Origin of the sequence: Bradyrhizobium acaciae (assembly GCF_020889785.1) — a bacterium.
Lineage (GTDB): Bacteria > Pseudomonadota > Alphaproteobacteria > Rhizobiales > Xanthobacteraceae > Bradyrhizobium > Bradyrhizobium acaciae.
The window spans coordinates 1-9,700 of the sequence record NZ_JACMYK010000210.1; the positions used below are offsets into that span (position 1 = coordinate 1).

Genomic DNA, 9,700 nt, shown 5'->3' on the forward strand with positions numbered 1-9,700 from the left:
CAACCGCCCGGTGCGTCCCTCACATCGCACACACACACACATCGGCAGCGTGATGTGAGGTGCGCACATTGGCTGGGCTCCCTCCCCCCTTGCGGGGGAGGGTGGGGAGAGGGGTGAGCCACGGGCGAGATGATCGATTTGAGACCTGCTCTCGCAATCTCAGCGGCCCGTCGAAAGTTGAGTCCGCATCCCGTTCACCGATCCTTGATCGTCACTTCGGCACCGCGCGTAACCACGCGCGGTTGCGTGCGTAGGAGAGGGTGTCCGCTCACCGCAGGTGCGCGCGCTTTTCCAAATCCCTCGCTCCCGAGCCTTGATCATGATGATGAACAGACGCACTTTCTCGACCGCCTTGCTGGCCGGCGCTGCGGCGTCACTGGTGTCCTCGCGCGGCATGGCCGCAACCACGCCGCCGGTGAAGGCGCGCAATGTCGTGCTGGTGCATGGCCTGTTCGCCGACGGCTCCTGCTGGTCCGAGGTCATTCCGCGCCTGCAGGCGGCCGGGCTCAATGTGACGTCCGTGCAAAATCCGCTGACCACGCTGCCGGAAGCGGTCGCCTCGGCGCAGCGTGTGCTCGATCGTCAGGACGGTCCGACCGTGCTGGTCGGCCATTCCTTCTCCGGAATGATCGTCACCGAGGCCGGCGTGCATCCGAATGTTTCGGCGCTGGTCTATGTCGCCGCGCGCGCACCCGATGCTGATGAAGATTACACCGCGCTGGCGAAAACCTATCCGACGCCGCCGGCGAGCGCCGGCATCGTGTTCGATGGCGACGAAGGCCGGCTGAGCGAAGCGGCGTTCCTGCGCGATTTCGCCGGCGACCTGCCGGAAGCGAAGGCAAAGGTGCTCTATGCGGTGCAGCAGCCGTTCCACAAGCAACTGCTGACCGGCAGGACCAGCCACGCGGCCTGGCGCAGCAAGCCGAGCTACTACGCCGTCTCGACCGAGGACCGCACCATCAATCCGGATCTCGAACGCTTCATGGCGAAGCGGATGGGCGCTACCACGATCGAGGTGAAGGCGAGCCACCTCGCGCTGATCTCGCAGCCCGAGCCGATCGCGCGGCTGATCCTCGATGCAGCGGGACGGCCTGAGTAAGCGTCGGCTGCTCCGTGCGTCGCTAACGCAACGGCCCCGCAATCTCCGCCACGATGCAAATTTTCATCAAGGGCGGCACGTCGATCGCGTGGGAACGACTGTCAGCCGTGGCGCAAGCGCGGCCCTGCCTGTGCGATCCCCGCCTGTCCAGCCTGTAACGGCGGCGGACATGTCTCGATCGACTGCGTCCGCCGCGGGCTTGCGCCTGGTGCTGAGCGCGTTCAGGAGCGCTGCAACGACGATCATCATCAAGATGCCGGCAAGGCTGAGCGCGATCTGCATCGAGATCCGGTTCGATATGTCGAACAGATCAAATTGACTGACGAGCACCAGCAGAACGCCGAGGCAATAGATCGGCAGCGAATTCTCGCCGCAACACCGCGCACCGCGCAGCAGCGGCGTCGACAACCCCCGCCAGCCCTCGGGAACGAGCCACGACGCGACGACCGCCAGAGCCAGAAAATGCAGCAGCCGCAACGGGCTCAGATTCGATTTGTCCAATGGAAAGACGTGATCGGCCCAGGTCTGCGGCATCAGCGGGATAGCGTGGCCGAGCGCAAAGGCCAGGCCGAACGCCAGATAGAGAGCGGCAAGAACCAGCACGGCGCGCGATGTCATCCATCGCCGGATCTTTTCACCTTCGATCACGTACCATGCACCGAGCACGACAAGAACCTGCCATGCCAGCGGATTGAAGAACCAGACGCCCTCGGGCCAGGCAGGAACGCGCAAGCCGAAGAGGTGCACCAGCGCATAGAGCAACAACGAAAGGCCGAGCGTCAGGCTTGGTGCTCGCAGCAGCAGCCACAGCAGCGGTGCGAACAGTACGTGACAGACCACAAAGACCGGCAAGACGTCGGTATTGACGGGGCGATATTGCATGATTGCGGCGTGCGCAAGCGTCGCGCCCGGACGTTCGAACAGAACGCGCGTATTGCTCTCGTCGGCAAGGTCGTTGCCGGCGACGTAGATGAGGACGGCGCAAGCGAGCGTAAGCAGGAGGAACGCGGCATAGATGTCCCATCCCCGCCGCAGCGAGCGGCCAATCATCCCCTTCCAGCCGTCACGCTGCTGCGTTCTGCCGTAGGCCAGCGCGCAGGTCACGCCCGAGACGAACATGAATATTTCGGCGGCGTCGCAGAAGCCGTAGTTGCGCAGTGTCAGCCAGCTTCCGACGTTAGTGGGAATGTGGTCGAGAAAGATCCACCATAATGCGATCCCGCGGCAGACATCGATGCGCGGGTCGCGACCGGTCGACCTGAACTGCGGTGGAGTTTCACCGATCAATCGCTTCGAGGTGTGGGTTCGATCATGCATCTGTCGATCTGTCTGGCGTGCGTACGCGTGCCGGACCAGCCTCCGACCAGCCAATAGGACTATGTGTTCGAGTTATCTGGTGGTTGCGGCTTCTTCCGTCGTCCAGCCGCGGTCGTGGGGACCAGATGGATCACCGTCCTCCGATGGCGCGTGCAGGATTTCGCCGATGACCGGTATCGAAAGCTGCTTTCGCATTTCGGCGAGGCGGGCACGACAGTATTCATGGTAAAGCATGTCGAATATGGTGGACATGATCGAACGCCTTCTTGATCACTAAGGTTGAATTCCCACGTGACAGATTTCGACCATTTCAACCCGCGGCCAAAAGCCAATGCTGCCGCAGGCATTTATGTCCCACGAATTCTGCTAGCGCTTTGGCCGAGCAGCGAAATAAATTTGGTATCAGCAATCTTTCAAAGTAGCCTGCCCGCGGCTCCGTGAGCCGGATCAATTTCGAACAGGGACGTAAGTGCGATTTGCACCTGCATGCCGCATGGGATGTCCAATGAATCCGATTGCGGCAATTAGAGATAGTGCCATCGCGACCAGCTCCTCTTAAGGGAGTAAATAAGCCGCGACTTTCGCGATCAGTATAAACGTAATAATCTGACCGACACGTGAACCAGTTCACATCAGCGTCGATACAGGTGAATGAGACTAGCAGATCGATAGCATGACTTCTTGGACATGCGCGCACGGATCGAGAGAAGACCGGTGCGTGAATTGCAAAATGCAGACATTTATTGTGGTGTGCCGGAGCATTTCATTCTGATGTTCTGTGAAGGCTGGAGGTCCCGATGCATACGGACGCAGCCAATTGCGCATCGTATCGATTTTCGACGCGCGATCTTCCGGAACGTATTCGTATCCCCGCCTGGCGCGAGCACTTTGGGCGATGCGTCGTGCATGCCGATATCGAGCCTCTGTCGGATATTCCGCTCCAGGCCGATGCGTCACTGCAGTCAGTCCAGGGCTTGCGTACGCTGGCGCTGAAGGGCACGTCGATGCGCTTCACGCGTTTGCAGGCGAACCTCGCCGACGGCGATGATTCCGTTGGTTTCATCTTCAGCGCTCCCGGCAGAAGCCAGCTATCGCAGCTTGGCCGGGACGTTGAGCTTCGCGCGGGGGATGCAGTCGCAATTCTGCATTCGGAGCCCGCCAGCGTTACTTATGTCGATGGGTTGCAGTTCGGCCTGGCCGTGCCGCGCGAGGCGCTCGAGCAGCGTGTAGCGAACGTCGAAAGCCTGGTCATGCGGCCGATCGGGCACCGCACGGAAGCATTCCGGCTGTTCGCGGTGTATCTGAAGTCGATCCTCAAGGCGAAAGCACTGACCGCGCCAAGGCTTCGTCATACGGTCGTGACCCACATCCATGATCTCGTTGCGCTCGCACTCGGCGAGTGCCCTGCCTTGGGTGAGAGCAGCGCGAGCGCCGTCGTCGCCGCACGCCACGATGCAGCACTCGACTACATCACCATCCACTTTCAGGAGCCCGGACTCAGCGTTCAGACGGTCGCGCGGTGCCAGGGCATCTCGCCTCGCTATCTGCAGCGCCTGATGGCGTCATCGGGAACATCGTTCACCGAGCGATTGAACGAGTTGCGTCTCCAGCGGGCGCTCGAGCTGCTGACCGAGTCTCACGCCGGCTCTCAGCGGATTTCCGATATCGCGCTGGCGGTCGGCTTCTCGGATGTTTCGCATTTCAACCGCTTGTTCCGAACTCGCTTCGGTGATTCTCCGCGCGGCGTTCGGCTCGCCCGAAAGGCGGCTGACTGAGCTGCGCCGCCTCGATCGAAACGTGCGCCATGCGATGGCGCGCGCAGCAAGCGGTTGCGTAGCGCAGGCTGGTGCCGGCCGCGCCGGTTGCGCGGCGGGCAATGATCGGTCGCATCGATCCCGCTGCCGGTCGTCCAACGATCCGGCAGCGTGCTTATTCGCCGACGGCCGGCGGCAGCCGCTCCTGGAGTGCTGCGATCTCGAGCATGACGGTGATGGCGATGGTCCTGAGGCGGGCGTTCTCGGCCATCGTCTCGGCGAGCTGCGGGTGAGTGGCCGCCGCATGCTGTGGAGAGTTCTGGGCGGGTTTGGGCGATGGAGGGCGGTGCAGGTTCACGGGCGGGCTCTTGCCGGTCGTAATGGCGCGCGGTATCGGCTGCCGCGAAGGTTCAAGGTGGAATCTCGGATTAAAGTGCGGAACCGAAGATAGCGCCGGCTAGCTTACAGCCAGCTTACATGTCGCAATTTATTTCTGGATGTGTCTGGCGACGTCGATTTCGGGAGGCGCCCGCAGGGCGAGGCGGGCGCTCTCGTGCAAACACGAGCCCTGGCACGATCCGGTCCGCAACGCCCTCGGTTGCGCAATCGCGCACCGGCATATCCACAAATCGTCATTGTTGTGTGATGGCGGAACGACGAGTCCCGTTCACAACACCGGCCGCCGGCTATGGCTCCCTGATTTCTCAGGGACGACGCTTGGAGGGAGCGCGGTCTCTCGGTTCAAGCACTGCCGCCTCTGGAATACTGCACCACCCGCATGCGCTTGCGCGGGTGATGACACCGAGTGCTTGGCTATCGGCGTGGAGAATGCGTGCGATCTGCCAAGCCGGGGGCGTAGCTTAACTGCTGCTGCCGCCGGTCGCGCCGCGCACCACGCGCTTGATCTTGTCGGTGGTGTAGGTCTGGCCGCCGATCGAGAGCAGTGGCGGGGAGGCGGTGAGGTCGACGGAATCGACCATGCCCTGAATCTCGGTCGAGATGGCGAGGTCGTTGCCCTTGGAATCCTTGCCGGTGGCGGTCAGCGTGTAGCTGCCGGCCGGCCATTGCGTGCCGTCATTGCCCTTGCCGTCCCAGACGAAGCTGGCGTTGCCCTGCTTCAGGTTGAAATTGCCGGAATAGGCGGTCTGGCCGGTTGCGCTCGTGATCGTGATGGTTGCGCTGGTGGCTTGCGGGGACACCAGGTTCCAGGTCGCGGATTTATCGAGCTGCGTCTTGCTGCCGTCGACCGCCACGGTGTTGCCGACATAAACCAGCGCCTGGGTCGACTGCGCGCTCTTCTCGATTGCGATCAGCTGCTTCAGCTGATCGTTGGATTTCAGCTGCTGCTCGACGCCGGCGAACTGCACGAGCTGCTGGGTGAACTGGTTGGTGTCGAGCGGGTCGAGTGGGTTCTGGTGCTGCAACTGTGTGGTCAAGAGCGTCAGGAAGGTCTGGAAATTGTCGGCGATGCCCTGCGAGGAGGTCGTCATGCCGGTGCTGCTGCTGCTCCCGGAGCTCGTTCCGCTGCTGGTGCCCGGTGCTGAGACGACGGGCGTCGGCATGGTTGCATCGACTGCCATGGTGAACTCCTTACACTCTGATATCGACGCCGCCGAGGGCGCCGGTTGCGCGGCCGTAGGAGCGGCCTGCCGCCGCTGCGGGAACGCTGTCCTCTTCGGCAACGATCAAACGACGGGCGTTCGGATTGGACTGGCCGTTGTTGTTCTGGCCCGATTGCGACTGGTCGCGCAGGCTGAACTGCAATCCGCCATTGCCGGTCGAGAGACCGGCATTGTCGAGCGCGCGCTGCAGCTGATTGGCGTCCTGGCGCAGCATCGACAGCGTCTCCGGACGTTCGACGGTGAGATGCGAGGTCACCTGGCCGTTGCGATCGACGTCGATGCGGACGTCGATGCGGCCGAGCTCGGCGGGGTCGAGGCGAATCTCGAAGCGGCTCTTGCCGCTCTTGGCGGAGGCTGCGATCTGCATCGCAAGTCCGCTGAGCGGCACCGCGGCGTTTTGCGCGGCGTTGGTCACGGTCAATTGCGCGGTCGCAGACGGCGTCGTCTGGGTCGCCAATTGGGCCTGGAATGTGGTTGCCGCCTGCGCGCTCGGATCGGGTGTCGTGAGCTGAGCCTGCGCAGCCGCGTGGCCGCCGACCGTCGGCGTCGGCGCGGCGTTGCCGTCGCCATTCGCATCGGCCTTGATGGCATCGGCTGCACCGTCCGTGGCGGCCTTCGCCTTGCCGGCGACAGCGGCCGCCTGCGCGACCGCTGGCACGACGGTCGTCGGTGCGGCTTGCGCGGCGGTGTCGCTGCCCTGGGCTGCGCCATCCTGGCCGGCGGGTGACGCCGCAGCCGCATCCTTCGCGGCGACCTGTGTCTTGGCTTGCGTCGTGGTCTTTGTGGCAGGCGTTCCGGCGGCAACCGTGGCGGCGAGTGTCGCATCGCCGGTCGCTGTCGCTGCGCCCGAAACCGTTGCTGCATCTGTGGTGGTGACTTGCGCCTCGGTCTTGACGCCGGCTGCCTTGGCGATCTTGTCGGCATTCGCCGTGGTGGTCGCCGCCGTTGCGGTGTCGGCGCCGGCAGGCGCGCCGCTGCCGGCAGCGGCACCAGTGCCGGCGATGGCCGAGCTTGCCGCGATAGCCGCTGCCGCAATCGCCAGCGGCGCGGCGGGCTGGTCGGATGGCGAAGTGGCTGCCGGTGTCGGGTTGGTCGCGGCAGCTGCCGCAACGGCAACAGCGATCACGGCGTTGCCCGTTGCAGCATCGGATGCGGCCGCCTGCGGGGCAGCTTGTGTCGTGGCCGACTTGTCGTCCGTGGATTGCGCGTCGGTGCTGGACTTCTGGTCGTCCGACTTCGATTTCGACTTGGTCTTGCGCGACGCGCCGGTGTCGCTGTCGTCATCGACCTTGTTGTCATCCCGCGACGTTCGGTCCGGGGCCGTGCTGTTATCGCGGGAGCGTGCGCCGGTCGTCGAGGAGGAATCGTCGGACCGGCGCGAGGGCGCCGGCTGGCTGTCGTACCGGCTGTTGTCGTTCGTCGACGCAGTGCTGCTGTCGACCAGCGCGGAAAAGCCGTCGTTCCCCACCTGCGAAGCGGGATCCGGCCGCGCCGACCGCGTCGCGCCCTGAAAAGACCGGCCTGCCAATGCTTCCGACGTGACGCTGACCACTGCCAACCCTCGCAAATGAGACTTCCGGCCTAATGTCAGCAAGGAGCGGGCCAACCATGGCGCGTAGTAAATAGTGAGTTATTTCAAATTGTTATGGGTGGTTCTCGCGACCCGGCACGGGTTCCCGACGGGTCTCTTTTTTGCCCGGCGGCAAGATTTGCCGTCCGCGCGCGGCAAGGCCCGGCGTCCGCCGGATTGCCTCCCCGGAATACGGCCTATATTAAGGGTGGCCTCCGACGCGTCCCGAGCCGATCGACCCGGCCTTGGATGCGTTCTGAGGCTCTCTGGACAAAGGCTTTTCCCAATTTCGTCGCGGAGCACCTAAGCTCGTCGCGACAGTGACCAATGACCGCTTAGAGATGCTCAACAGTCTGGATCTTGAAGGCCGCCCTGAAGACACACGGATCGTCGTTGCCATGTCCGGCGGCGTCGACTCGTCGGTGACGGCTGCGCTGTTGAAGTCGCAGGGTTATGACGTGGTCGGGATCACGCTGCAGCTTTACGACCATGGCGCCGCGACCCATCGCAAGGGCGCCTGCTGCGCCGGCCGCGACATCCATGACGCGCGCAACGTCGCGGAGCGGATCGGCATTCCGCATTACGTGCTCGACTACGAAAGCCGCTTCAAGCAGTCGGTGATCGACAATTTCGCCGACAGCTACGCGCTCGGCGAGACGCCGGTGCCGTGCATCGAGTGCAACCGTTCGGTCAAGTTTCGCGACCTGCTCGCAACCGCGCGCGAGCTCGGTGCGCAGGCGCTCGCCACCGGCCACTATGTCGCCTCGCGCCGGTTGGCCGACGGAACACGTTCGCTGGTTTGCGCGGCGGATGCCGATCGTGACCAGAGCTATTTCCTGTTCGCGACCACGCGCGAGCAGCTCGACTTCCTGCGATTCCCGCTCGGCGACATGACCAAGCCGCAGACCCGCGAGCTGGCGCGGCGCTTCGAGCTCGAGGTCGCCGACAAGCAGGACAGTCAGGACATCTGCTTCGTGCCGACCGGCCGCTACACCGACATCATCGGACGGCTGAAGCCGAACGCGATCGCGCCGGGCGACATCGTCGATCTCGCCGGCAATGTCGTCGGCCAGCACCAGGGCATCGTTCATTTCACGGTCGGCCAGCGCAAGGGCCTCGGCATTGCCTCCGGCCATCCGCTCTATGTGGTCAAGCTCGATGCGGCGACGCGTCGGGTCGTGGTCGGGCCGCGCGAGGCGCTGCGGATGGATCGCATCGCGCTGCGCGACGTCAACTGGATCGGCGACGGCGCGCTGGATCGCGTGATCGGTGAAGGCATCGAGATTTATGTCCGCGTGCGTTCGACGCGCGCGCCGCAGCCGGCATGGCTGCGCGCCGTCGACGGCGGCTATGAGGTCGAGCTCGTCGCCGGCGAGGAGGGCGTGTCGCCCGGCCAGGCCTGCGTGTTCTACGACGCGCCGTCCGGGCAGGCGCGGGTGCTCGGCGGCGGCTTCATCAGGAGTGCGAGCGCGAGCCGCGTGGCACGTGGCGAGACGCGCGATACAGTGGTGCCGCTTGCGGAAGCGGTCCGCGGCTAAGGAAATATTCGGGGCAGGGGAATGGCTGGGGACATCGACCGCGAGGGGGTCGAAAAGGCGTATGGCCGCTGGGCGCCGATCTACGATCTCGTGTTCGGCAAGGTGTTCGATCAGGGCCGTCAATCGACGATCGCGGAAGCCGACCGGATCGGTGGGCGCGTGCTCGACGTCGGCGTCGGCACCGGATTGTCGCTGTCGGATTACTCGCGCACCACCAGACTGTACGGCGTCGATATTTCCGAGCCGATGCTGCGGCGCGCGCTCAAGCGCGTACGGGCGCAGGGCCTCAGCAACGTCGAGACGCTGGCGGTGATGGACGCCAAGAACCTCGCATTCCCGGATTCGTTCTTCGACGCGGTGGTCGCGCAATACGTCATCACCGCAGTGCCCGATCCCGAGGGGACGCTCGACGATTTTATTCGCGTGCTGAAGCCGGGCGGCGAGCTGATCCTGGTCAATCACATCGGCGCCGAGAGCGGCCCGCGCCGCATCTTCGAACTCGCGTTTGCGCCGCTGGCGCGGCGGCTCGGCTGGCGTCCGGAATTTCCGTGGGAGCGGCTGACCAATTGGGCCGCGAAACACGGCGGCGTCAGCCTTGCGGAACGCCGGCCGATGCCGCCGATGGGGCATTTCTCGCTGATCCGCTTCCGCAAATCGTGAGACTTGCAGTGATTTTGACCGGGAACATCGGCGCCTGATCCCGGTTTTCTCGTCATGAGGATCAATCGAACACTCGCATTATCCTGTGTGCTGATGCTGGCGCCGGTTGTTGCCGCGGCGCAGGCGCCGCCCGCGCCCGC

At 64.2% G+C, this 9,700-nt stretch carries 9 protein-coding genes and 1 pseudogene; 5 read left to right on the plus strand and 5 right to left on the minus strand.

What is annotated here, in order from left to right; translation table 11 throughout:
- Positions 1 to 319 precede the first annotated feature (319 nt).
- Entirely contained in the window at positions 320 to 1,099 is a 780-nt protein-coding gene (locus H8A92_RS38055; protein ID WP_229200418.1) for an alpha/beta fold hydrolase, read from the plus strand.
- Between the two features lie 66 nt (positions 1,100 to 1,165).
- Here H8A92_RS38055 and H8A92_RS38060 read toward each other — a convergent pair whose 3' ends face one another.
- Positions 1,166 to 2,470, minus strand: coding sequence for an OpgC family protein (locus H8A92_RS38060; RefSeq protein WP_229200419.1), 1,305 nt, complete (start codon positions 2,468 to 2,470; stop codon positions 1,166 to 1,168).
- A gap of 18 nt (positions 2,471 to 2,488) precedes the next feature.
- A complete protein-coding gene (locus H8A92_RS38065) occupies positions 2,489 to 2,668 on the minus strand; it encodes a hypothetical protein (RefSeq protein WP_229200420.1) in 180 nt (59 codons plus the stop codon).
- Between the two features lie 545 nt (positions 2,669 to 3,213).
- Here H8A92_RS38065 and H8A92_RS38070 point away from each other — a divergent pair.
- Complete coding sequence (locus H8A92_RS38070; RefSeq protein ID WP_229200421.1) at positions 3,214 to 4,191, plus strand: helix-turn-helix transcriptional regulator; 978 nt, start codon at positions 3,214 to 3,216, stop codon at positions 4,189 to 4,191.
- 154 nt (positions 4,192 to 4,345) lie between these two features.
- Here H8A92_RS38070 and H8A92_RS38075 read toward each other — a convergent pair whose 3' ends face one another.
- The 3 genes and pseudogenes from H8A92_RS38075 to H8A92_RS41325 all read right to left on the minus strand — a co-directional run.
- Positions 4,346 to 4,528, minus strand: coding sequence for a hypothetical protein (locus tag H8A92_RS38075; RefSeq protein ID WP_229200422.1), 183 nt, complete (start codon positions 4,526 to 4,528; stop codon positions 4,346 to 4,348).
- Between the two features lie 502 nt (positions 4,529 to 5,030).
- Positions 5,031 to 5,750: a flagellar hook assembly protein FlgD gene (locus tag H8A92_RS38080; RefSeq protein ID WP_229200423.1), complete on the minus strand. Its 720-nt coding sequence runs from the start codon at positions 5,748 to 5,750 to the stop codon at positions 5,031 to 5,033.
- A gap of 10 nt (positions 5,751 to 5,760) precedes the next feature.
- Positions 5,761 to 6,354 (minus strand): annotated as a pseudogene (locus tag H8A92_RS41325) (flagellar hook-length control protein FliK); the annotation flags it as partial.
- 616 nt (positions 6,355 to 6,970) lie between these two features.
- On the opposite strand from H8A92_RS41325, the gene H8A92_RS38090 reads away from it, so the two are divergent.
- The 3 genes from H8A92_RS38090 to H8A92_RS38100 all read left to right on the plus strand — a co-directional run bounded on the left by H8A92_RS38090 (position 6,971) and on the right by H8A92_RS38100 (position 9,560).
- On the plus strand, positions 6,971 to 7,303 hold the full coding sequence (locus H8A92_RS38090; RefSeq protein WP_229200425.1) for a hypothetical protein: 333 nt from the start codon (positions 6,971 to 6,973) through the stop codon (positions 7,301 to 7,303).
- A gap of 400 nt (positions 7,304 to 7,703) precedes the next feature.
- Positions 7,704 to 8,900 (plus strand): tRNA 2-thiouridine(34) synthase MnmA, encoded by a 1,197-nt coding sequence (mnmA, locus tag H8A92_RS38095; protein WP_229200426.1) that lies wholly within the window; start codon positions 7,704 to 7,706, stop codon positions 8,898 to 8,900.
- Positions 8,901 to 8,921: 21 nt separating this feature from the next.
- Positions 8,922 to 9,560, plus strand: coding sequence for a class I SAM-dependent methyltransferase (locus tag H8A92_RS38100; protein ID WP_229200428.1), 639 nt, complete (start codon positions 8,922 to 8,924; stop codon positions 9,558 to 9,560).
- Positions 9,561 to 9,700 lie beyond the last annotated feature (140 nt).

Coding starts and splice junctions, on each gene's coding strand:
- H8A92_RS38055 (WP_229200418.1), top strand. CDS start 320: ATGATGATGAACAGACGCACTTTCTCGACCGCCTTGCTGGCCGGCGCT.
- H8A92_RS38065 (WP_229200420.1), bottom strand. CDS start 2,668: ATGTCCACCATATTCGACATGCTTTACCATGAATACTGTCGTGCCCGC.
- H8A92_RS38070 (WP_229200421.1), top strand. CDS start 3,214: ATGCATACGGACGCAGCCAATTGCGCATCGTATCGATTTTCGACGCGC.
- H8A92_RS38080 (WP_229200423.1), bottom strand. CDS start 5,750: ATGGCAGTCGATGCAACCATGCCGACGCCCGTCGTCTCAGCACCGGGC.
- mnmA (WP_229200426.1), top strand. CDS start 7,704: ATGCTCAACAGTCTGGATCTTGAAGGCCGCCCTGAAGACACACGGATC.
- H8A92_RS38100 (WP_229200428.1), top strand. CDS start 8,922: ATGGCTGGGGACATCGACCGCGAGGGGGTCGAAAAGGCGTATGGCCGC.